General features: G+C 63.8%; 18 protein-coding genes. 11 read left to right on the top strand and 7 right to left on the bottom strand.

The annotated features are described in order from the left end of the window. The first annotated feature begins 177 nt into the window (after positions 1 to 177). The 3 genes from ACWAT4_RS32855 to ACWAT4_RS32865 all read left to right on the top strand — a co-directional run bounded on the left by ACWAT4_RS32855 (position 178) and on the right by ACWAT4_RS32865 (position 4,337). On the top strand, positions 178 to 1,314 hold the full coding sequence (locus ACWAT4_RS32855; protein WP_212426974.1) for an HD domain-containing phosphohydrolase: 1,137 nt from the start codon (positions 178 to 180) through the stop codon (positions 1,312 to 1,314). 184 nt (positions 1,315 to 1,498) lie between these two features. Then, complete coding sequence (locus ACWAT4_RS32860; RefSeq protein WP_212299878.1) at positions 1,499 to 2,167, top strand: hypothetical protein; 669 nt, start codon at positions 1,499 to 1,501, stop codon at positions 2,165 to 2,167. Positions 2,168 to 2,186: 19 nt separating this feature from the next. Then, positions 2,187 to 4,337: a CHASE2 domain-containing protein gene (locus ACWAT4_RS32865; protein WP_449729049.1), complete on the top strand. Its 2,151-nt coding sequence runs from the start codon at positions 2,187 to 2,189 to the stop codon at positions 4,335 to 4,337. 196 nt (positions 4,338 to 4,533) lie between these two features. Here ACWAT4_RS32865 and pobA read toward each other — a convergent pair whose 3' ends face one another. Beyond that, entirely contained in the window at positions 4,534 to 5,706 is a 1,173-nt protein-coding gene (gene pobA / locus ACWAT4_RS32870) for a 4-hydroxybenzoate 3-monooxygenase (protein ID WP_449729050.1), read from the bottom strand. 50 nt (positions 5,707 to 5,756) lie between these two features. Between pobA and ACWAT4_RS32875 the strand changes: the two genes are divergently transcribed. After that, positions 5,757 to 6,662 carry a helix-turn-helix domain-containing protein gene (locus ACWAT4_RS32875; protein ID WP_449729051.1) on the top strand — a complete coding sequence of 302 codons (906 nt, stop codon included), beginning with the start codon at positions 5,757 to 5,759 and terminating at the stop codon, positions 6,660 to 6,662. An 8-nt stretch (positions 6,663 to 6,670) separates the two neighbouring features. Here the strand turns inward: ACWAT4_RS32875 and ACWAT4_RS32880 are convergent, their stop codons facing one another. Beyond that, positions 6,671 to 7,048, bottom strand: coding sequence for an SPW repeat protein (locus ACWAT4_RS32880; protein ID WP_449729052.1), 378 nt, complete (start codon positions 7,046 to 7,048; stop codon positions 6,671 to 6,673). A gap of 475 nt (positions 7,049 to 7,523) precedes the next feature. Between ACWAT4_RS32880 and ACWAT4_RS32885 the strand changes: the two genes are divergently transcribed. Next, positions 7,524 to 8,135 (top strand): LabA-like NYN domain-containing protein, encoded by a 612-nt coding sequence (locus ACWAT4_RS32885; protein WP_212299882.1) that lies wholly within the window; start codon positions 7,524 to 7,526, stop codon positions 8,133 to 8,135. A gap of 24 nt (positions 8,136 to 8,159) precedes the next feature. Here the strand turns inward: ACWAT4_RS32885 and pcaG are convergent, their stop codons facing one another. Together pcaG and pcaH are read right to left on the bottom strand one after the other, a co-directional pair. Then, positions 8,160 to 8,786: a protocatechuate 3,4-dioxygenase subunit alpha gene (gene pcaG, locus ACWAT4_RS32890; protein WP_212445956.1), complete on the bottom strand. Its 627-nt coding sequence runs from the start codon at positions 8,784 to 8,786 to the stop codon at positions 8,160 to 8,162. Positions 8,787 to 8,789: 3 nt separating this feature from the next. Continuing rightward, the gene (gene pcaH / locus ACWAT4_RS32895; RefSeq protein WP_212426967.1) at positions 8,790 to 9,572 is read right to left on the bottom strand and encodes a protocatechuate 3,4-dioxygenase subunit beta; all 783 of its coding nucleotides are present in this window, start codon (positions 9,570 to 9,572) and stop codon (positions 8,790 to 8,792) included. Positions 9,573 to 9,668: 96 nt separating this feature from the next. Here pcaH and ACWAT4_RS32900 point away from each other — a divergent pair, with 96 nt between their 5' ends. The 4 genes from ACWAT4_RS32900 to ACWAT4_RS32915 all read left to right on the top strand — a co-directional run bounded on the left by ACWAT4_RS32900 (position 9,669) and on the right by ACWAT4_RS32915 (position 14,969). Continuing rightward, complete coding sequence (locus ACWAT4_RS32900) at positions 9,669 to 10,598, top strand: LysR family transcriptional regulator (RefSeq protein ID WP_449729053.1); 930 nt, start codon at positions 9,669 to 9,671, stop codon at positions 10,596 to 10,598. Between the two features lie 163 nt (positions 10,599 to 10,761). Continuing rightward, the gene (locus ACWAT4_RS32905; protein WP_449729054.1) at positions 10,762 to 11,979 is read left to right on the top strand and encodes an Lpg1974 family pore-forming outer membrane protein; all 1,218 of its coding nucleotides are present in this window, start codon (positions 10,762 to 10,764) and stop codon (positions 11,977 to 11,979) included. A gap of 133 nt (positions 11,980 to 12,112) precedes the next feature. Then, positions 12,113 to 13,417 carry a nicotinate phosphoribosyltransferase gene (gene pncB, locus ACWAT4_RS32910; protein WP_212299887.1) on the top strand — a complete coding sequence of 435 codons (1,305 nt, stop codon included), beginning with the start codon at positions 12,113 to 12,115 and terminating at the stop codon, positions 13,415 to 13,417. A 244-nt stretch (positions 13,418 to 13,661) separates the two neighbouring features. Beyond that, a complete protein-coding gene (locus tag ACWAT4_RS32915; protein WP_212445959.1) occupies positions 13,662 to 14,969 on the top strand; it encodes a GGDEF domain-containing protein in 1,308 nt (435 codons plus the stop codon). A 15-nt stretch (positions 14,970 to 14,984) separates the two neighbouring features. Here the strand turns inward: ACWAT4_RS32915 and ACWAT4_RS32920 are convergent, their stop codons facing one another. Next, a complete protein-coding gene (locus tag ACWAT4_RS32920) occupies positions 14,985 to 15,605 on the bottom strand; it encodes a TetR/AcrR family transcriptional regulator (RefSeq protein WP_449731296.1) in 621 nt (206 codons plus the stop codon). A gap of 681 nt (positions 15,606 to 16,286) precedes the next feature. Between ACWAT4_RS32920 and ACWAT4_RS32925 the strand changes: the two genes are divergently transcribed. Both ACWAT4_RS32925 and ACWAT4_RS32930 read left to right on the top strand, forming a co-directional pair. Then, on the top strand, positions 16,287 to 19,691 hold the full coding sequence (locus ACWAT4_RS32925) for an acyl-[ACP]--phospholipid O-acyltransferase (RefSeq protein WP_212299889.1): 3,405 nt from the start codon (positions 16,287 to 16,289) through the stop codon (positions 19,689 to 19,691). A gap of 5 nt (positions 19,692 to 19,696) precedes the next feature. Next, the gene (locus ACWAT4_RS32930; RefSeq protein ID WP_449729055.1) at positions 19,697 to 20,398 is read left to right on the top strand and encodes an esterase/lipase family protein; all 702 of its coding nucleotides are present in this window, start codon (positions 19,697 to 19,699) and stop codon (positions 20,396 to 20,398) included. Here ACWAT4_RS32930 and tcuB read toward each other — a convergent pair. Next, positions 20,368 to 21,468 carry a tricarballylate utilization 4Fe-4S protein TcuB gene (gene tcuB, locus ACWAT4_RS32935; RefSeq protein WP_449729056.1) on the bottom strand — a complete coding sequence of 367 codons (1,101 nt, stop codon included), beginning with the start codon at positions 21,466 to 21,468 and terminating at the stop codon, positions 20,368 to 20,370. The two genes, ACWAT4_RS32930 and tcuB, sit on opposite strands and share 31 nt — an antisense overlap. Next, entirely contained in the window at positions 21,455 to 22,846 is a 1,392-nt protein-coding gene (gene tcuA, locus ACWAT4_RS32940) for an FAD-dependent tricarballylate dehydrogenase TcuA (RefSeq protein WP_212299892.1), read from the bottom strand. Before tcuA ends, tcuB begins: the two co-directional genes overlap by 14 nt. Positions 22,847 to 23,002 lie beyond the last annotated feature (156 nt).

Consider the following 23,002-nt stretch of genomic DNA (forward strand, 5'->3'; position numbering starts at 1 on the left):
ACTACGGGTCACATTTCATCGGAATTCGCGCAAATGCATGCAAGCGTGCACAGCCCGTAAAATCACGTGCGCGTAACGTTGAGGCGATTTGCCGCGGTGCCGGCGTTTGCTCCGCGTTAAATCGCGCCGGCTATTCCTTGAGATCACGCCTCGCCATCCGAACGAGTCCGGCCGCCGATGCTGACCCAAGCGCTTCTGGTTGATGACAGCCGCTCTGTCCTCAATTTCCTAAAACGTCATATCGAAGCGGAAGGCCTCGTCGAGGCCACCACATTCCTCGATCCCGTCGAGGCGCTGGCTTGCGCGCGCGAACGCGTCTTCGACCTCGTGCTTGTCGACTACGAAATGCCGCACATGGACGGCATCAGCTTCATTCGCACACTTCGTACGCTGCCGGGCTGCGCTGACATTCCGATCGCGATGATCACGTCGCGGCAGACCGACGACATCAAAATGGAAGCGCTGCAGGCGGGTGCAACCGATTTCCTGCCCAAGGCACCGCAGAGCGTCGAGATGACGGTGCGCTTACGGAATTTGATTCAGCTCGGTGCAGCCGTGCGCAAGCTCAACGATCGCGCCGCGCATCTGGCCAGCGAGGTTGCTGCCGCAACACGCAAGCTCGGCGAGCGCGAGGAAGAGATCATCCTGCGGCTCGCGCTCGCGGTCGAATATCGCGACAACGACACCGGCGAGCATACGCTGCGGGTCGCCCGCTACAGCCGGATCATCGCCGAACAGCTCGGCCTTCCCGCCCGGTTGTGCCGTGACATCTATCTTGCCGCCCCCCTGCACGACGTCGGCAAGGTCGCAATTCCCGACAACATCCTGCTCAAGCCCGGCAAGCTGACCAACGACGAGATGGCGGTGATCCGTACCCATGCGACGATCGGCGAGAAGATCTTGGCCGGTTCCAGCTGCGAGCTGATCCAGCTCGGTGCAGAAATCGCGTCTGGCCATCATGAGCGCTGGGACGGCACCGGCTATCCGAACGGCCTCAAGGCGGACGAGATCCCGGTCGCCGCGCGCGTGGTCGCGGTCGCCGACGTCTTCGACGCCCTGACGACCCGACGGCCATATAAAGAGCCGATGCCGCTGGAACTAGCGCGTGACTATCTGGTCGCAAACCAGGGGCGGCAGTTCGACCCGGCCTGCGTCGAGGCCTTTCTGTCGCGCTGGGACGAGGTGATGGGCATCGCAGCCGGACCAGCTGCAATGCCGTTGCAGAAATCCGAGGTGGTCCTCGCACCCTTTATATTGGGTGCGACCGGGGACCGTCCGGACGAGGACCGAATGCCCGACGCCGCCGCGGTCTGACATCGCGGCTGACGTTCCGGTTTGCTGCGGCGCCGTTTTCTGCCATCAACGATTTGAACCTGTTCCTGCCAGGGGTGCACCAATACCGAGAGTGATTCTGATCACACTTGCCTGGGACATCTCCTGCTAGGCTCCCGCCGGGACGTGGATCAGTCGCATATCGTTCGAATTGGAAGAGACAGTCATGAGAAGCCTGATCGGCGCCATCGTCGGCGTGTTTTGCCTGAGCGCCCCGGCCCTCGCGGAAACGCCGGCCGCCATCGTCGAGGACGTGCAGGGCAAGGTCGACGGCATCGAATTCATGGATTATGTGGCGCCCGGGAAGATCATCAAGCTCGGTCCCAAGGCCGGCATCACGCTGAGCTATCTCAAATCCTGCCTGCGCGAGACCATCACCGAAGGCGTGGTGCTGGTCGGGGCGGAGCAGAGCACCGTGCAGCTCGGCAACGTCGAGCGCGTCAAGGTGCCGTGCGATGCCAACGCTGCACAGCTCTCCGAGCGCGAGGCGAACCAGAGCGCTGCGACCACGTTCCGCACGATGCGAGTTGACACCAACAGCGCGCCGGCCAAGCTGCCGACGATCTACGGTACCGCACCGCTGATCCAGGCCAAGAGCGGCAGCACGCTGGTGATCGAGCGGACCGACGGCAAGGAGCCCACGATCAGCCTGCCGCTCAAGAACGACATCATGGTCGCCAAAAAATTCTACGACCTTTCAAAAGCCGGCAAATCGCTCACGCCGGGGGGCAGCTATCTCGCGAAGATCGGCGCCAAACGCTACACCTTCCAGGTCGACGCCGGCGCGACCTCGTCGCCGACGCCGATTGTCGGCCGTCTGCTGCGGCTCGAATAGACGGCCCGCGTCAGCAGCGATGCGGCGGATCGGCAGGCGGGACATCGTTGCGGCGATCCTGATTGGACTCGTTGCGGGCGCGGCTGTCACGTCTCCGCCACTCCAGAGGCTGCAAGGTCTCTCGCTCGACATTCTCACGGCCTTGCGCTGGAAGCTGATTGGCGACCGCCGCGATCCCGCGACCTCGCCGGTCGTCGTCGTCGCGATTGACGGGGAGACCTACGACACCCCGCCCTTCAAGGGCTCGCCGACGCAGACCTGGACACGGGAGATCGGCCGGGTGCTCGGCGGCATCACCGAGGGCGGCGCCAAGGTCATCGGATTCGACGTTATCTTTCCGAGTTCGATCGAGCAGTCGGAAATTCCCTTTGGCGATACCTCATTCGGCAGCCGTGTGAGAGGATTTGACCGGGACTATCTGATTGCGCTCCGGCGCCTCTCCGACAGCGGCAAGCTCGTGCTCGGCGAGATTCTCAGCAACGACCATCCGGACAGGCCCGATCGCGCGCAGCAACTGGCGGTGAAAAACAACATCCGCGCCCTCAACGTTCATACCGACCCCGACAACGTGATCCGGCGGACGCCGTTGAGCTTCTTGATCGAAGGCCAGCCGGTACCCGCAATGGCCGTCGAACTCGCCGCACGTTCACTCGGCCTCGAGCCCGAGACCGGACCGGCCGGCGTGACGAGCTTGTCCGGCTACACGATCCCGGGCACGCCCCCCAACACGCTCACACTCAATTTTCGCGGCATGGGCCGCGATATCCCAGCCTATTCTTTCGCCGATTTGCGTGCCTGTATCGAGAAGGGAGACACCGACTTCTTCCACCGTGCGTTCGACGGCAAGATCGTATTGCTCGGCAGCGTGCTGACCTTCGAAGACCGCAAGCTCACTTCGATGCATTTGAGCCGCGCACATGACGGGACGCCTGCGGCGCGATGCGCCCTGCCCGCGCCTGCGGGCGCTGCGCGAGAAGTCCGCAGCGGAATCGCCGGCGTCTTCGTCCATGCCACGGCCGTGCGAAATCTGATCGAGCATGATGCCATCGCCGAGCTCGGCTCTCCACTGCGGCTGATTCTGGCGATTGTGTTCGCAGCGATCGCTGCCTGCGCGGCCTGCCTGCTCGCTCCGACCGGCGCGGCGATCACCTGGTTTGCACTCACCGTTACCTACACCGCCGTCGCTATCGCCACATTCACCCATGCCGTCGCACTTCCCTTGACCGAGCCGGTGCTTGCGGGCCTCACAGCTCTCGCGATGATGATCGGCTATCGCTTCGTCGTCGCCGACCGCGAGGAGCGCTTCCTGCGCAAGAGTTTTGCGTTCTATCTCGCGCCGGAGGTGATCGACAGCATGGTTGCCTCCGGCAAGATGCCCGTGCTCGGCGGCGAGATGCGCAACATCACCATGTTCTTCTCGGACCTCAGCGGCTTCTCCTCGATCGCCGAGAAGATGGCGCCGGCCGAGTTGGTCGCGCTGATGAACGAATATCTCTCGGCCATGACCGACATCATCGAAGGCCATGGCGGCTATGTCGACAAATATATCGGCGATTCCATCGTCGCGATGTTCGGTGCGCCGGCCGACGATCCCGATCACGCGCGGCACGCGGTCGCCGCCGCGCTGCAATGCCGCGACCGCCTCGAAGAGCTCAACGAGAACCATCCCGCGTTTCGGGGACGCGGCCTTGCCCACCGCATCGGGCTGAACAGCGGCGAGGCCGTGGTCGGCAACATCGGCTCGCGCCGACGCTTCAACTACACCGTGATGAGCGACACCGTAAACCTCGCCTCGCGGCTCGAAGGCGCCAACAAATATTTCGGCACCGTGATCATGGCGTCCGAGATGACCGCGAACCAAAGCCGCGACGCCTATATCTGGCGCGAGCTGGACCTGGTCAGGGTGCAGGGGCGCGACGAGCCGATCAGGGTATACGAGCCGCTCGCCGAGAAGAACCAGGAGACGCAGCAGCAGAGCATCCACGCGGCGACTTACGCCAAGGGACTTGCGTACTGGCGCGCACGCGACTTCACGAAAGCCGCCGAGCTGTTCGAAAGCGCCGCCGGCGATGACCCGCCATGCGAATATTTTGCGAGGCGTGCCCGGGCAATGGCGGCGAATCCACCGCCGCCGGACTGGACGCCGGTGAATACGTTGGAAGGGAAGTAGCAAACTAGCCAAGAATGATGGCCCACCCTCTCCCCTTGTGGGAGACGGTGGCTCGACTCGTAGCGGCGAGACGGGTGACGGGGTCGCTCCGCGCGTCCAACTCGCCTTTGAATTTGCCGAGCCACCCCCTCATCCGGCGCACCGCGCCACCTTTTCCCACAAGGGGAGAAGGGAAGAAGCGCCAAGCGCAACAGATTTAAAAAGGCAGCCCCACATAGTTCTCCGCGAGCAACCGCTGCGCCGTCTCCGACGAAAGCAGGTACTCCAGCTCGATCTGCTGCAGCCGGTCTTCATAGTCGGAACGGTCGGGAAAGCGGTGCAGCAGCATCGTCATCCACCACGAGAAGCGCTGCGCCTTCCAGATCCGGGCCAGCGCCTTGGCGGAATAACCTTTCAGCCCTGAATCGTCGCCCTGCTGATAATGCGCGAGCATCGCGTGATAGAGATAATAGATATCGGAAGCTGCACTGTTCAGCCCGCGCGCGCCGGTCGGGGGCACGATGTGAGCGGCGTCGCCGGCGAGGAACAGGCGGCCATAGCTCATCGGCTCGGCGACGAAGCTGCGCAATGGCGCGATGCTCTTTTCGATCGAGGGGCCGGTGACCAGCCGCGCAGCGACGTCGTCCGGCAGACGACGCCTCAGCTCGTCCCAGAACGCATCGTCCGACCAATCCTCGACCTTGTCGGTCAGAGGCACCTGGACGTAATAGCGGCTCAGCACCTGTGAGCGCAGCGAGCAGAGCGCAAAGCCGCGCTCGTGCCTCACATAGATCAACTCCGGCGACACCGGCTTGGTGCGCGACAGCACGCCGAGCCAGCCGAACGGATAGACCTTCTCATACTCGCGCAGCACATCCTTCGGGATCGACTTACGGCTGACACCATGAAAGCCGTCGGCGCCGACGATATAGTCGCAATCGACTCGAACGGTCTCACTGTTCGCGCGGTACGTCACGTAGGGCTGGTCCGACGTCAAATCATGTGGCGTCACGTCCTCGGCATTATGTACGATCTTGCCGGCGAGACGGTCGCGCGCCTCGTAGAGGTCGCGCGTCAACTCGGTCTGGCCGTAGACCAGCACCGAATTGCCGCCGGAATGCTTGTGCAGATCGATATGGGAGAGCACCCCGTCATGGGCGATCTCGAAGCCGTTGTGGATCTCGCCCTCACGGTCCATGCGCTCGCCGCACTGTGCCTCGCGCATCAGCCTGGCAAAGCCGTGTTCGAGCACACCGGCACGGATGCGGGCCAGCACGTGGTCGCGGCTGTATTTCTCCAGCACGATCGTGTCGATGCCCTTCAGGTGCAAGAGCTGGGACAGCAGCAGCCCGGACGGCCCACCGCCAATGATGCAAACCTGAACTTTCATTTTTCCGTCCTCCCGTCGGCACTTTTTTGCAGATTTCGCGGCGCGGACCGATGGAGGGTTTTGCCATTGTCTTGTACTATTCGAACATGAGAACCGAAGCCCCCGCCCCGGCCATCCGGGTCTACAATCTGTTCGGCGAGGCCGGCGACCTGCCCGACGTCGTGCATTGCGAGACGATTGCGTCCCGCTCGGTGCTGCATGACTGGACACTCGCCGTGCACCGGCATGCCCGCCTGCACCAGGTGCTGTTGATCGAACGCGGCGGCGGCGAAGCGACGCTTGACGGACGCGTGGTGCCCCTGAAGCCGATGCAGATCGTCAACGTTCCAGTTGGCCATGTCCATGGATTCCGGTTCATTCCGGGAACCCAGGGCTGGGTGCTGACTATCGCCGCGGAGATCCTGGACGAGGCCCTGCTTGCCGCCGAGGGCCTGCGCAGCGTGCTGTCCCGGTCCGCCGTCGTGCGCGGCACCCCGCAAATCCGCGCGACCATGAAGCAGATCTTTGCCGAACACGCTGCGCGCGATTTCGGTCGCGCGCACGTCTTGCGCGCATTGTCGGCCGCCATGATCGGTCTCGTGGCACGTGCGCTCGCAGGCGAGAACGGCGGCAGCGGCAGTGCAGAGTCAAATCTGTTCCGTCGTTTCGAGGCCTTGCTCGAACAGCATCATCTGGAGCGCTGGACCGTGGCGGACTACGCGAAGGCGCTGGCAATCACGCCGACCCATCTCAACCGGGTCACGCGCGCGGCGACCGGCGACACAGCCTCGCACCTGATCCTGAACCGGCTGATCCGCGAAGCGCGGCGCAACCTCGTCTATACCAATCTGCCGGTCTCGACGATCGCCTATGCACTCGGCTTCGAGGATCCCGCCTATTTCAGCCGGGTCTATGCTGCGGCCACGGGGCTATCGCCGCGCGCCTTTCGCGCGCAGCTCCATGGCGACGAAGGCTGATCCGAACCTTACTTGTGCGCACTCTTCGCCGGGGCTTCCTCCGGATGTCTCTTCTCGTAATGCAAGAAGAGATCGAGCAGGGCCAGAAGCACGATGACGATGCCAAAGCCAATGCTCAGATGCATCGCCCGCGTGTGCGGAAATCCGAGCACCCAGGGCGACGCAATCAGCCAGACTCCCATCAGGACGTTGATCCACTCCTCCCAGTCCCGGTAGGCGATGATAGCCGCAAGCGAGAGCACGACGATGATTGCGCTCGTGATCCAGAGATCGATCTTGCCCTGGCTGTTCGTCAATTTGAACAGCCACGGCGAGATGAAGAGAACGGCGGCGAGAAACAGATTGTAGACGTCAGGGGCGGTTTCGCGCTCTTGCAGCTTGCTCATGACACACTCCGCGCGGGACGTGCCAAAGCAAAGATCGGAAAGCGATTTGGTTCCTGACCAGCAGTGGCGTTCCGCCTAGACTTTGGTCTCAATCTCGAACCGAAGCGACGACGATAATCCTGCGGCGCGGTGGGAGCACGCGCAAGATGCTACGACGCAGCTTCCACCTGCAGCCTTTGGTCTGTTGCCGGAGCGACCACCTACCTTCGTATGTGGAGCCCTATCCTTTGGATGGAGGCTTTTTACCTCGGTACAATTGAGCAGCGAATGCGCGCGCCTTAGCCTGACTGCATTCGGCGCCCTGGCGCCGGTGGCATCGAATCCTCCCTAACCTTGGCGCAAGGCGGCCATACCTGTCGGTCGCCGGCGCCGTTTTTCAGCAAGCCATCGGCGCCTTCAGAGTTTTCGGGCTGACGCACCGCGCCATTTCGGCTGGACCGCCCGGCTTTTCCACGGAACCGAGGATTTGCACCCAATGTCTTCAGTCGAGAAGATCGCGCTTTTTATCGATGGCGCCAATCTCCATGCCACCTCCAAGGCGCTCGGCTTCGACATCGATTACAGGCATCTGCTCAGCGAATTCCAGAGCCGCGGAAAGCTGCTGCGCGCCTTCTACTACACGACGGTCGTCGAGGATCAGGAGTATTCGTCAATCCGCCCCTTGATCGATTGGCTCGACTATAACGGGTACACCGTCGTCACCAAACTCACCAAGGAGTTCGTCGACGTCACAACTGGCCGCCGCAAGATGAAGGGCAGCATGGATGTCGACCTCGCCGTAAGTGCGATGGAGCTCGCAGAGCACGTCGATCGGATCGTGTTATTCTCGGGCGATGGAAATTTCCGTTCGCTGGTGGAAGCCCTGCAACGCCGCGGTGCCCACGTGACGGTCGTCTCCACGCTCTCCACTCAGCCTCCCATGGTCGCCGACGCCCTGCGCCGCCAGACGGACCTCTTCATTGATTTGGCGGAGCTGAAGCCAAGGGTGGGGCGCGCCCCGACCGACCGGCCGGGATCGCGCGAGATGCGTCAGCCACCGCAGTTCGTCGCGCGCGGAGCGACCAACCGCGACGACTGGGTAGAGTGATCCTGCAGGACGGCCGCCGGATCTTCACACGTCGAAGAACACCGTCTCGTCTGGACCCTGCAAATTGATCGTGAAGGAATACACGACCTTGCCGGCGCGCTCGCCGCGCGTGGCGATCAGCGTCTTGCGGCGCACGGCCGGCTCAACCAGGTTGAGCACCGGATCGTCGGCATTCACGGCTTCCTCGTCGGAGAAGTACAGGCGCGTGTTGAGACCGATATTGATGCCGCGCGCGACGATCCAGACATTGATGTGAGGCGCGCATTTGCGGCCCGTCTTGTCGACGATGGCGCCGGGCTTGATGGTCTCGAACGTGATGAGGCCACTGTCGAAGTCCGAGCCGCCACGACCCCAGCCGCGGAAATCCTGGTCCAGCGCGCCGGCGGAGCGGTCGGCTGGATGGTTGTAGCGGCCGGCCGCGTTGGCCTGCCAGATCTCGAGGAGCACGTCGCGCAACGGCGAGCCGCTGCCGTCGAGCACCTTGCCTTCCAGCGTGATACGCTCGCCTTGCGTGTTCGGCGTCACCAGCACGTTGGAGAAATTCTTCTCGAAAATGTCGAAGCCGGCCATGGCCGGAATCAGGCCGATATGAACGTAGGGCCCTGCGGTCTGCGAGGCGGTTTCCTTGAGATAGTTGAGCGGCTGCGGCATGGCTCAGTTCCCCGCGGTGCGATTTTCGAAGTAGGTGGAGCGCTGGCCGCGCAGCACGATATCGAAGCGGTAGGCCAGCGAGTCGAACGGCGTCGAGGCGTTGAGGTCGAGCGGCGCCACCAGGCGATCCAGCGCGTCCTTGTCCGGAATCGTCGTCAGGATCGGGCAGACCGGGATCAGGGGATCGCCCTCGAAATACATCTGCGTGATCAGCCGCTGCGCAAAGCCCGAGCCGAACACCGAGAAGTGGATGTGGGCGGGACGCCAGCTGTTGACGAAGTTGCGCCAGGGATAGGGGCCGGGCTTCACCGTCCGGAAGTAGTAGTAGCCGGTGTCATCCGTCAGCGCGCGGCCGCAGCCGCCGAAGTTCGGATCGATCGGCGCAAGATAGGTATCCTTCTTGTGCCGGTAGCGACCGCCGGCATTGGCTTGCCAGAACTCGACCAGCGTGTTGGGCACGCCGCGGCCGGTCTCGTCCAGCACCTGGCCGTGGACGACGATGCGCTCGCCCACGGGATCGCCGTCCTTGGCGTAATTGCGGATCAGATCGTTGTCGAGCGGTCCGAGATCGTTGTGACCGAACACCGGCCCTGTGATCTCCGAGGCCGAGTTCTCGATCGACAGCAGCGACTGGCGCGGCGAGCGCAGCACCGACGATTTGTAGCCGGGCGCGTAGGCCGGCGGATGGATCGAGCGGTCGCGCTGGAAGAAGCCGCCGTCGCGCGGCGTGAATGGCTCGGGGCTGTTGAGGCGGGGATCCCTTAAGGCTGGCGCCTGGACATTCATCGGCGTTGTCTCTCCCTTAGGCGCCCCGGGGCCGGGTGCGCGGCTTATTGAACGATAATGCCGCCACCTATTCTCAAGATAAATAGATCGATTATAATGTATTCCATGAAGAAAATCGATCATTTGGCGCTCGACGGCCACGCCCTCGAATTGTTCCTCGCGGTGCTGGAGGAAGGCTCGGTCACGGCGGCCGCGACGCGGCTCGGCCTGACGCAATCCGCCGTCAGCCACAGCCTCAACAAGCTGCGGCGGATCGCCGGCGATCCGCTGTTCGCGAAGTCCGGCCGCGGCATCGTCGCCACCGCCCACGCCCAGGCATTGGCCGCGAAGGCGCGCGCGTTGATCGACGAGATGCGCAGCTTTGCCGGCGGCGTCACCTTCGAGCCGACGCAGGCGCAGCTTTCGCTGACGATCGCCGCCAACGACTTCCAGCGCGATCTGCTGCTGCCTCGCTTCTTCGGCCACGTCGCCTCACAAGTGAAGGGGCTGGACCTGCGCGTGATCCCCTCGCAATCGCCCTCGCCCGCGATGCTGCGCGAGAATCGTTGCGACCTTCTGATCACGCCACTGCCGCCGTCCGGCGTCGATATCGTGCAGAAGCGGCTGCTGAGCGATCATTACGTCTGCTATTACGATCCCAGGGCGCGCGCCGCACCAGCTGACCGCAGCGCTTATCTCGCCGCACGTCACATCACGGTGGTCTATACCGATAACGAGCGGCTCGACTTCGATCGCCGGCTTGCGGCGAACGGCCTCCACCGCGACATCGCCATTTCCGTGCCGAGCTTCTCCGGCGTGCCGTCGTTCCTGCGCGGCTCGCAGATGCTCGCGAGCATGCCGAGCCTGCTCGCCTCCGGCGTCATGCACGGCTTCGCGCATGCGCGGATTCCGCTGGCCTCACGCACGCGCACGCTGGCCGAGTTGCCGATGTTCATGGTCTGGCATCAGCGATATCAGAAGGACCCGGCGCATCGCTGGATCAGGAGCCAGCTCGAAACTGTCGCAGCGACAGCCGCGGGCGGCTGACCAAGCATTGAGCACAAGCTGCGGCCGATCGGCCACACCAACGTCCTGAAATATCGCGCCATGCGCGACCGCCGGCCGAGTTCAACCGTCTGGTTGATGCGCGATCCGCGATTCGCCCTCACGGTGCGCGCAACTGGAACTGGTGCGGGACGAGGTGCATACAATGAAGAAAATTATTGCAGTCATGCTCGGCGCGAGTGCGGCATTGACGTCGACGGGCGCCGTGGCCGGTGAGCTCGAAGACACCAAGGCGCGCCTCGAAGTTCTCGAAAGGCAAAGCGACGCGATCCGGAAGGAAAACACCGCGTTGCGCGAAAGCCAGCGGCTGCTTCGGGACAACGCACGGCTGAAATCGCAAAGCGCAAGCGCGGCGATCGCATCCGCCGGGACCGTCGCCCGATCTCGGCAGGAAAGCAGTGCGTCCGCCGCGATGTCGACTCCGACGCAACGGAGCAGTAGCCCATTGCAAGCCTACGCCGCCGACCTGCCGGTCAAGGCACTCCCACCTGGAGCTCCGGGGCAGTTCAGGGCTTGGATCGAAGGCGGCGCTATCTGGAGCGGCGGAGATCCAGTGTTCAACAATTACGACAATAATGGTGTGACCGGTGCATTCGATCTGACACCCAAGGTGGGCTGGGAAGCGGCCGTCGGATTCGACCATCGCTTCGCCGGATCTCCCTGGCACATCAGCGGCCAATTCCGCTACGGTGAAGGCGGCAAGACCGACGGCCAGCGAACTATCGCCATCGCCGGCGGCGGGGCCGTGGGAACGGAGACCTTTGGGGCTGCATACAAGGAAACTCACTGGCTTGCCGATCTTGCGGTGGGACGTGACATTGCCGGGCATGGGCCAGACGCGCTTCAGTTGAAGGGCGGTGTTCGCGTCGCCGAATTCGTCACCCGGAGTTGGAATTCGGATGTCCAGGCCGCTACGCTTGGCGGCGCTTCCTTCACGCTCTCGAATTTCAACGACACGCGGGCGAGCTTCTTGGGTGCAGGACCTCTTATCGGCGTCGAAGGCTCGGTCCCATTCGCCGGCAAATGGTCGTTCGACTATAACGGTGACGTCGCCTTGCTGTTCGGGCGGCAGCAGTCGCAGGTCACGGCGAGGACCATGACCGTCGTGACCGGCCCTGCTCCCTCTGCCACGGACCTGCTCGCGACGGGCGGTGACCGGCTGTTTGCCGGCGTGCTGAGCGCCGACATCCAGGTCGGCCTGTCCTATTGGCTGACGCAGAACCTGAAGCTCGGCGCAGGCTATCGGCTTGACACGTTCATCAACGTGTTCAACCAGGCCGGCTCCTCCGGCTCCGGTTTCACGCCGGACCGCTACACGCACGGCCCGCGCGTCACGCTCACTGGACAGTTCGACGCGATGTAGGGAATAGGATGGAGAGACTGCGCTGCCGCTGAGGCGGCCGCCCCGGGCAACGCTGCCGCCGAGGGTGGGGCGTGGCCCTGCCCTCTCGCCAAACCCACTGGTTGCGCGCGGTCGGCCACGCTAGAATTCGGTCATGACAGTGACCGACATTGCGAACCGAACCTACAATCACAGCTGGCGGCTGGATCCCATCATTCGCAGCCTGCTCGATACCGACTTCTATAAGCTATTGATGTTACAAATGATTCGGGAATCATACCCGGATCAGCAGGTTACATTTTCGGTCATCAACCGCTCGCGCCATGTGCGGCTCGCCGAGATCATCGACGAGGGCGAGCTGCGCGCCCAGCTCGACCATGCCCGCACCATCCGCTTCACCAAGAAAGAGCTGATCTGGCTTGCCGGTAATACCTTCTACGGCAAGACCCACATGTTCTCGGCGGACTTCATCCGCTGGCTCGCCGAATTCCGCCTTCCCGAATACGAGCTGCGCAAGGTCGAGGGCCAGTACGAGCTGCATTTCCACGGGCCCTGGGCTCACACCACGATGTGGGAGATTCCCGCCCTCGCCATTCTCAACGAATTGCGCTCGCGTTCGGCGATGAAAGGCCGCGGCCGCTTCGAGCTCGACGTGCTCTATGCCCGCGCCAAGGCCAAGCTGTGGACCAAGGTCGAGCGGCTGCGTGAACTCGAGAATTTGCGGCTGTCCGACTTCGGCACCCGCCGCCGCCACGGCTTCCTCTGGCAGCGCTGGTGCGTGGAAGCGGTGAAGGAGGGGCTGGGACCGTCCTTCATCGGCACCTCCAACGTGCTGCTCGCGATGGACAACGATCTCGAGGCAATCGGCACCAATGCGCACGAGCTGCCGATGGTCGCGGCCGCGCTCGCCAGGGACGACGAGGAATTGCGTTGGGCGCCCTATCGCATCCTCGACCAGTGGCGCCAGACCTATGGCGGCAATCTGCTGATCGCGCTGCCGGACGCCTTCGGGACGAAGGCCTTCCTGCGCGATGCCCCGGAATGGGTCGCCGACTGGACCGGTTTCCGCCCCGACAGCGCGCCGCCGATCCAGGCCGGCGAGGAGATCGTCGCCTGGTGGGAGAAGAAGGGCCGCAACCCCAAAGACAAGCTGCTCGTGTTCTCCGACGCGATGGATGTCGGCTCGATCGAGGAGACCTATCACCACTTCGCCGGCCGCGTACGACTGTCGTTCGGCTGGGGCACCAACCTCACCAATGATTTCGTCGGCTGCGCGCCCGACGGCTCGTTCAATCTCGATCCGATCTCACTGGTCTGCAAGGTATCGTCGGTCGACGGACATCCGGCCGTCAAGCTCTCCGACAATCCGGAGAAGGCGACCGGCATGCCCTCGGAGATCGAGCGCTATCTGCGTGTGTTCGGCGACGCCGGCCGTGTCCGCAAGCCGGTGCTGGTCTAGCGCCGGGCCAAATTCTCTCGATCGAGTAAATCGCAACGTTTGGATTCGCGACATCTGCGCGGTGATGCCGCGGCGGTTCCGGCTTCGTCGCATTTGCTGCGATCTGCGCGCATCCGTTTCATGGCGCTTTCACCTTGCGCCACGGTCTCTCGACAATTTCAGGTCGAGTTAAGCAGCGTTCCCGTCTTATTCGCGTTATCAGCGGACCGCTCCGCTGGGGTCGTTGAGCGATTTGGGGAACGCAGTGTTTCGCAGAAAAGCAACGTCGGCGAGGGAACGCAGCTTCCTTCACGTGATCAAGCTCGTCTCGCCCTTCGTCATGGTCGTTGTGCTCCAGGCGACGATTGCCGGGTTCAGCTTGGAAGTGATGTCGTCGGTTCGCGCCTATGTCGCAGGCGAGGCGATGTGGTCGCGCTCGCAGAAGAACGCCGTCTATTTTCTCAATCTCTATCTGCATTCGGGCGAAGCCAGCCAATTCGCAGAGTACCAGACATCGCTCGCCGTTCCGATCGGTGACGAATATGCAAGATGGGCCCTTGAGCGCGATCCGGTCGACGTCGAGACCGCGCGCATCGGCTTTTTGCAGGGCGGGAACCACCCGGATGACGTGCCCGGCCTGATCTGGCTGTACCGCTATTTCAACCAGGTCAGCTTCTTCCGGGAAGCGATCCGGGAGTGGACTGCCACTGACCCGATGCTGCTGGAGCTCAGCGTCTTCGGCGAAGTCATCCGGAGTGAATTGAGGAACGGTCCGATTGGCGACAGCCACCGCCTGCAAACCCTGTCGTCGCGGCTCTCCGAGCTGAACCGGCAGTTCACGGGGCATGCCGAGCGGTTCTCGACCGTGCTGGGAGAAGGCTCCCGCGCCATCAAGCTGACGCTGACATGCCTGAACATCGCGACCGCCGCGAGCTTGATCCTGCTCCTGATCTGGCACACGCGACGATTGGTGCTGCAGCGGCAGGCGTTCGAGGATGCGCTGCATGCCGAAAAGGAGCGGCTCGCCTTCCAGGCCTCGCATGACTGGCTGACCGGTATCGCCAACCGGCGAGCCTTCGAGGCGCGCCTGCAGAGCGAGCTCGATAGTCGTGGTGAAGGCTCACTCAGCCTGATCCTGCTCGACCTCGACCAGTTCAAGAGCGTCAACGACAGTTGCGGCCATCTCGCCGGCGATCGGTTGCTGTGTCAGGTCGCGCAATTGCTGCAGCGGGACCGGCGAGCGCACGATCTGGTCGCCCGGCTCGGCGGCGACGAATTCGGACTGGTCCTGCCGCAATGCGCGCCCTACGACGCCGTCGATATCGCCGAGCGGTTGCGGCGGTCGCTCGAGCTGTTCAACTTCGCCTGGGACGACCGCTGCTTTGCGGTGACCGCCAGCATCGGCGTTGCCTGCATTGCCGACGGCAATACCACACTCGAGGAGGCGATGCGGTGGGCGGATGCCGCCTGCTATCGCGCCAAGGAAAAGGGACGCAACCGGGTTCAGGTCGACAACGGGAAACCGGACGTCGTTGTCGTCGCCACCAGGCCGCGCGAAGCTGCGCGCGCGTGACAGCGGCCGTCCCGGTTAGCGTGCCGGCAGGATGCCAAGACCCACGAGATGCGCGTCCAGGAACTGCGTGACTTGCTGACGAAGCATCTGCGGCGGCACGGCGACCATGCGCTCTTCGAGGCCGAGGGAGATGATCCCGTGCACTGCCGAGAACAGCGTGCGCGACAGCAGCGCGATCTTCACGTCATCCGCATCCGGTAGCACCCGCACCAGCGGCGGATGCATCAACGCGAAGGCATCCATCACCATCTGGAGAATGTCGTCGGGATAAGGACGATCGTCCTCCATCCGATGCTCGAACAGCGAGCGCAGCAGATTGGCGTGCTCGGCGAAGAAGTCGAGATAGGTCTCGGCCAGACCAAAGAACTGGCGGACCGGGTCCTCGGCCGGAACCCCGCCCAGCCGCATCGTCAGCGCCTGAACCGTCTCCCGATTGACCGTCAGGATCACCCCGTCGAAGTCGCCGAACTCGTTATAGACGCTGCCGACCGAACAGCCGGCGGCCTCGGCCACGTCCCGAACCTTCAACGATCTCAATCCCTTAGTTGCGATAATGCGACGGGCGATCTCCAGGATCTGGAGCCGGCGCCGATTTTTTTTCTGATCTCGCAGCGATTCTTCTTGAACATTGTTCATTTTCAAGCTACTCATTTGAACAATGTTCAAATTAACCTGGAGACCTGCAAAATGCAAACCCTTGCTGTTGATATCGCCTCCACCTTCATCGATGACGCTGCGGCTCTCGTGACCGGGCTCGGCCGCGCGCTGCTGCGGTTCGCCATGGCCCCGATCGATCGCATCGCAAATGCCTGTGACATTGCCGGCGTGCTCACCGAGCGGCGCGCGACCTTCCGGATGTGGCGGGCGAGCCGCGCCAGTGCCCGCCACGAGGGCCGCCGCTTCAGCCTGCTCGGCCGCTTGAACCCCTTTCGCCATCTCGCTCACCTCACCTGAGGAGAGGCGTCCACGCATGCGTGGTCGATTCGAATGCGAGGGCCGGATGCAACAAAGGACTTACTATGTCCGGACATTCGTGGCCGACTTCGCTGATGTCAGAGATGCCGTTCAGCTTTTCCTTATCGCCCCCGGGCGATATCCCGGCAAGCGCGGCATTTCCGCCCGATACTGCGGCCGCGACGGGATATTTGCGAACCTAACGAGAGCACTTGGAGACCAACAGGATCGGAGGGACCGAGGGGGACATAGCAGGCCGGCGACCATCGTCACCTGCAAATCGCTCCTCCCATAGCCTTCCGGTCGTGACATTTCACCGACAAGGTAACAACCTCAGGCTGCCTTTCCAAAACAGGACTAGTCATGATCAGGGATTTGATGTCGTCACGCCGCTTTGCGCCGCTGTTCTGGGCGCAATTTTTCTCGGCGCTCAATGACAATGTGCTCAAGAATGCGCTCGTCATCATCCTGCTTTACAGTGCGGCGACAGGCCATGGCGATGCGCTGGTGACGGTGGCAGGCGCCGTCTTCATCTTTCCCTATTTCATCCTGTCAGGGCTTGGCGGGCAGCTCGCCGACAAATACGTCAAATCGGTCGTCGCACGGCGATTGAAATTCGCCGAGATCTTCGCGGCGGGCTTTGCCGCCGCCGGCTTTTTCCTGCACTCGGTGCCGCTGCTGTTCGCAGCGCTCGCATTGTTCGGCATCATCGCCGCCCTGTTCGGTCCCGTGAAGTATTCCATGCTGCCGGACCAGCTCGCGCTCGGCGAGCTCGCGACCGGCAACGCGCTGGTCGAAGGCGCAACCTTCATGGCGATCCTGCTCGGCACCGTCGCCGGCGGCCAGTTCGTGGCCGGCTCCGCCCATATGGGCTGGGTCGCATCGGCGGTCGTCGTGCTGGCCCTGCTGTCCTGGGCCTTTGCGTCCCGCATTCCTCAAACAACGCCGTCCGCATCTGATCTGCCCGTCGATGCCAATCCCTGGACCTCGACGCTCAGCCTGCTCAAGACGCTGCACGCGGATCACCGGCTGTGGGACGGCACCGTGATCGTCTCCTGGTTCTGGCTGGTCGGCGCCATCGTGCTGTCGCTACTGCCGGCGCTGGTCAAGGATGTCGTCGGCGGGACCGAGGGCGTGGTGACGCTGTGCCTTGCGATCTTCGCGATCGGCATCGCCATCGGCTCGCTGTTCGCGGCCAGCTTGAGCCACGTTCGGCCGAACCTCGCACTGGTGCCGATCGGCGCCATCATCATGGGCTGCGCCGGCCTTGATCTTGCCTGGGCCATCGCTGTGGCTACCAAGGGCCAGGACATCGCAGCGGTCGACTTTGCGACCTCTTTCGCCGGCTTGCGCATGCTGGTCGACTTCGTCGCTTTCGCCTTCGGCGGCGGCCTGTTCGTCGTTCCCTCCTTCGCCGCCGTGCAGGCCTGGTCGTTGCCAAATGAACGTGCCCGCATCATCGCCGCCGGCAACGTGCTGCAGGCCGCCTTCATGGTGGTCGGCTCGCTGTTCGTCGCGCTGCTGCAGGCAGGCGGATTGCATGTCGGCTGGATCTTCTTCGGCCTCGGCGTCGCCAGCTTCGGCGCGGTGTGGTTCGTCCTGACGAAGTGGGGCAAGGAAGGCGTCCGCGATTTCGGCGGACTGCTGTTCCGCGCGCTGTTCCGCACCGAAGTGCGCGGGCTCGAGAACCTGCCGCCTCCCGGCACCCGCATGCTGATCGCGCCGAACCATGTCAGCCTGATCGACGGCCCGTTGCTGCACGCCGTGCTGCCGATCGATGCGAGCTTCGCGGTCGATACCGGCATCTCCAAGGCCTGGTGGGCCAAGCCTTTCCTGCGCGTGGTCAAGCACTACACCATGGACCCGAGCAAGCCGCTGGCTGCGCGCGACCTGATCAAGCTGGTCGCTGCCGGCGAGCCGGTCGTGATCTTCCCGGAGGGACGCATCACCGTCTCCGGCTCGCTGATGAAGGTCTATGACGGCACCGCCATGATCGCCGACAAGGCCGATGCCGTCGTCGTGCCCGTTCGCATCGAAGGTGCGCAGCGCTCCCATCTCAGCTACCTCAACTCCAGCCAGATCAAGCGCTCCTGGTTTCCGCGGGTGACGGTCACGATCCTGCCCCCGGTCAAGCTGCCGATCGATGAATCACTCAAGGGCAAGGCGCGCCGCAACGCCGCCGGCGCCGCGCTCCAGGACGTGATGATCGATGCGATGGTCAAGAACGCCATGCTCGATCACTCGCTGTTCGAAGCGCTCGGCCACGCTTATCGCGACCGCGACACCGGTAAGGTCATCATCGAGGACGCACTCGGCACCAAGCTGACCTATCGCAAGCTGATCCTCGGCGCGCAGGTCCTGAGCCGCAAGCTCGAGACCGGCACCACGGCCGGCGAGAATGTCGGCGTGCTGCTGCCGAATTCCGCGGGCGTCGCCGTCGTCTTCATGGCGCTGCAAAGCATCGGCCGCGTTCCGGCGATGCTCAACTTCTCCGCCGGCCCGGTCAACGTGCTTGCCGCCATGAAGGCCGCGCAGGTCAAGACCGTGCTGACGTCGAAGGCTTTCATCGAGAAGGGCAAGCTCGACAAGCTGATGGCTGCGATCTCGGCCGAGGCCCGAATCGTCTATCTCGAGGACGTTCGCGCCTCGATCGGAGCAGTCGACAAGATCAAGGGCCTGCTCGCCGGCACCGCGCCGCGCGTCGCCCGCCAGGCCAACGATCCGGCGGTCGTGCTGTTCACGTCGGGCTCGGAAGGCACGCCCAAGGGCGTCGTGCTGTCCCATCGCAACATCCTCGCCAACGCGGCGCAGGCGCTGGCTCGGGTCGATGCCAACGCCGACGACAAGGTGTTCAACGTGCTCCCGGTGTTCCACTCCTTCGGGCTGACCGGAGGCATGATGATGCCGATCCTCGCGGGCATTCCGATCTACATGTACCCCTCGCCGTTGCACTACCGGATCGTGCCCGAGCTGATCTACCAGACCGGCGCCACGATCCTGTTCGGCACCGATACGTTCCTCACCGGCTATGCGCGCTCGGCCCATGCCTACGACTTCCGCACCCTGCGCCTGGTGATCGCCGGCGCCGAGGCGGTCAAGGACCGGACGCGCCAGGTGTTCATGGAGCGCTACGGCATCCGCATCCTCGAAGGCTATGGCGTCACCGAGACGGCGCCCGTGCTGGCGATGAACACGCCGATGGCCAACCGTCCCGGCACCGTCGGCCGCCTCTCGCCGCTGATGGAGAGCAAGCTCGACCCGGTCCCCGGCATCGAGGAAGGCGGACGCCTATCGGTGCGCGGACCGAACGTGATGCTCGGATATCTGCGGGCTGAAAATCCCGGCGTGCTCGAAGTGCTTCCCGAAGGTTGGCACGACACTGGCGACATCGTCGCGATCGACGCGGCCGGCTTCATCACCATCAAGGGCCGCGCCAAGCGCTTTGCCAAGATCGCGGGCGAAATGGTCTCGCTGTCGGCGGTCGAGAGCATCGCGACCACGCTGTGGCCGCAGGCCGCCTCGGTCGCCGTGTCGATCCCCGACCAGCGCAAGGGCGAGCGCATCGTGCTGCTGACGACGGAGAAGAACGCCGAGCGCAGCGCGATGCAGGGCCAGGCCAAGGCGATCGGCGCGTCCGAGCTGACCGTACCTGCGGCCATCATGGTGGTCGACAAGGTGCCGCTGCTCGGCACCGGCAAGACCGACTATGTCACTGCGACGACGATGGCCCGCGAGCAGGCCTCCTCGCCGGAGCGCGAGGTCGCGTAAGAGAGATGCGCGAGGCGCCTGAAATGGACAGCGCGCGGTGGCCAGGAGTGGTTCTGCTTCATGGCATCGCGCGCACCTCCGCATCCCTTAAACACCTTGAGCGGGCGCTCCAGTCAGCCGGATTTGCAACGCTCAACATCGACTATGCGAGCCGCGAGAGGCCAATCGCCGTGCTCGCCGACGATATCCACCCGGCGATCGCCCGTTTCGCTGAACGTGACGCCCCGCTCCATTTCGTCGCGCATTCGATGGGCGGTCTCGTGACGCGCACCTATATCGCCAAACACCGGCCGAACCGGCTTGGCGGCGTCGTGATGCTGGGCACGCCGAACGGCGGCAGCGAAGTCGCCGATCTCCTGAGCGGATCCCGGCTGTACCGCGTATTCTACGGGCCCGCCGGGCTCGAGCTCACAACTGCACTCCGATCGTGCGCCCCGGCCGCCGTGGACTATCCCGTCGGGGTGATCGCGGGAAATCGCTTCATCGATCCTGTCGCCGGTCTCTTCATTCTACCGAGGCCCAATGACGGACGAGTCACCGTGCAAAATGCAGTACTGGCCGGCATGACCGACCATATCGTCGTGAAGGCATCGCATACCGGACTTCCAAGCCACGCCACCGTGATCGCACAAACCATCGCTTTCCTGCGCGAGGGGCGCTTCCGGTCGGGTACCACTCACGCCGCCGGCCGCCGCTCCTGCGCGTAACGCACCAGCGCGGCGAAGCGATAGATGCCATGCACGAACTTGCCATAAGGCATGGTGATGAACAGTGCGAACACCGCCCCAAGATGCAGCGCCAGCAACGGCCCCATGGCGACGGTCCCGCGCAGGATCAGAAGCAGCATGCCGGTGAGGCCGGTCAGGAACAGCATGGCGATGAAGCCGACATCCATGCCGTAGCGGTTCTCGTCGAGCAGCGCCGGATCGCGGCGCGTTTTCGCGAGGAACAGGCCAATCGGACCAACGATGAGCCCGATGCCGCCGAGCGTGCCAAGCACCACAGGCAGATCCCACACCGGATATGGCGCCTCCCGGCCGAGCAGATAGTGGTACAGCGTGGCCACCGAGGTCGCGGCGAAGCACAGCAGGAAGCCGTAGAACGTCAAATGATGGAAAACTTTGCGCCGGTCGGTCGGCTTGTCGTCCTCATTGTAGCAGCCGACCCCACCGCCATGGAGATAGCGCAACTCACCGGCATCGCGGATCGCCTGAAAGATCGAACCGCCCTCGGCCCGTCCGCCGATCGGCGTCCCGATGTCACGCCAGAAGGCGCGCAGGCTCATACCCAGCGCGAGGATCGCGTAAAGAAAGGCGGCGCTGAACAGCGCCGCCATCGCGTTATGCGGCATCAACTTGTAGAACGCCCCGGCGCCGGTGTGCACACCGAATAGCGCGCTGTGGTCGTTCAGCGCGGCGAAGCCGAGGATGAAAGCGGCCATGCTGAGCGCTGCGATGACGCTGATGACGAGGCCGTTGCGCGTGAAAGCGCCGGACAGTGCCTGCGGCCAGGCATAGGCCGCATAGGATTCGGCGCGCGCGACCGCGAGCGTCTTGGGAACGTTGACGTTGAACTCATGGGGCGGTGAGAACTGGCAGTCGACGTAGCAGGCGCCGCAGGCATGACAGAGGTTGGCGAGATAGTTGAGATCGCCGTCGGAGAAGGCGCGCCGCATCTCCATCGCCGGGAACACCGCGCAAAGACCCTCGCAGTAGCGGCAGGAATTGCAGACCGTCATCAGACGATCGGCTTCGTCCAGGATTCTAGTTCCGTGCATGTTTCGCCGCTTCCCGTCCTGCGATCCGCCCGAACACGCTGCCGATGGTCATGCCCATGCCGGCCGCGTAGCCCTTGCCGAGCACGTTGCCGGCCATGATCTCGCCGGCCGCAAACATGTTGCCTGACGGCTTGCCGTCAGCCATCAGCATCCGCGCCTCCTTGGTCACGCGCGTCCCGAGATAGGTGAAGGTGATGCCGGGCCGCACCGGATAGGCGAGATAAGGCGGCGTCTCGATTTTGCGCGCCCAGTGCGTCTTGGGCGGCGTGATGCCTTCGGTCACGCAATCGTCCAGGACGGTGTGATCGAAGGTACCGGGCCGCACTGCGGCGTTGAATTCGGTGATCGTGTTTTCCAGCGCGGCCGGTTCAAGCTCGAGCTTGCCGGCGAGCTCGGCAACCGTTCGCGCGGCGATCGGCGGGAACAGCGTCGGCATGAAGCTCGTGACCACGGTCGAATCGAAGATGATGTAGGCGATCTGGTCGGGCTGCGCCGCGACGAGCCGGCCCCAGATCGCGTAGCGCTTCGGCCAGAGGTCCTCGCCCTCGTCATAGAAGCGCTGAGCGTGCTTGTTGACGACGATGCCGAACACGACGGAGTCGTGGCGCGTGATGATACCGCCGTCGAATTTCGGCGCGCGTGCATCGATCGCGACCGCATGACACTGGGTGGGATCGCCGACCTCCTGCACGCCCTTGTCGAGCAACATCTTCAGGATCGAGCCGCGGTTATAGGGCGTGCCGCGGATCAGGAAATTGTCCGCCGCCTCGCCCCAATATTGCTTGAGCCATTCGATGTTGGCCTCGAAGCCTCCGGCCGCGGCCACCAGAGAGGTGGCGCGGATCTCGGTCTCGCCGTTGATCGGCCGCTTCAGGCGCGCGGCGAGGAACATGCCGTCCTCGATCACGAGGTCGGTGACCTCGGCGTCGTATGCGACATTGACGCCGAGCTGTTCGGCGGTGAGATAGAGCGCGTTCAGCATCGCCCGGCCGCCACCGAGGAAGAACGAGTTGGTACGGCCGAGGCTCAGCGTGCCGCCGAGCGACGGCTGCCAGCGCACGCCCTGCTCCACGATCCAGTTCAGGATGTCCTTGGACTCCCGGATCATGTGGCGCGCAAGCACCTCGTCGGTCTGACCGCCGGTGACGCGCAGCAGGTCCTCCCAGAACTCCTCCTCGGTGTAGGGACCGGTCAGGATTTCGGTGGCAGCATCATGGGCGCAGCGCATGTTGCGGGTGTGGCGGGTGTTGCCGCCGCGATAGAATTTTGGCGCGCCTTCGAGCACGAGCACGGAGGCGCCGCCGCGGCGCGCAGCGATCGCCGCGCACAGTGCCGCGTTGCCGCCACCGATCACCAGCACGTCGTATTTGCTGCTCATACCGTCTGCCCGATGCGACGAAGTTAGAGACATTCTGCCCGCCGGTGGCTCCGGTCAACCGCATCCATCATTGCGTACTTTTGTATACAAAGATATACAGTATTCGCGCAAGCGGCATCTCTGCATGGGCAGGCTGCGCCCTGCGCGTCGAGGGAC

The sequence above is a fragment of the Bradyrhizobium sp. T-1 genome (assembly GCF_053592855.1).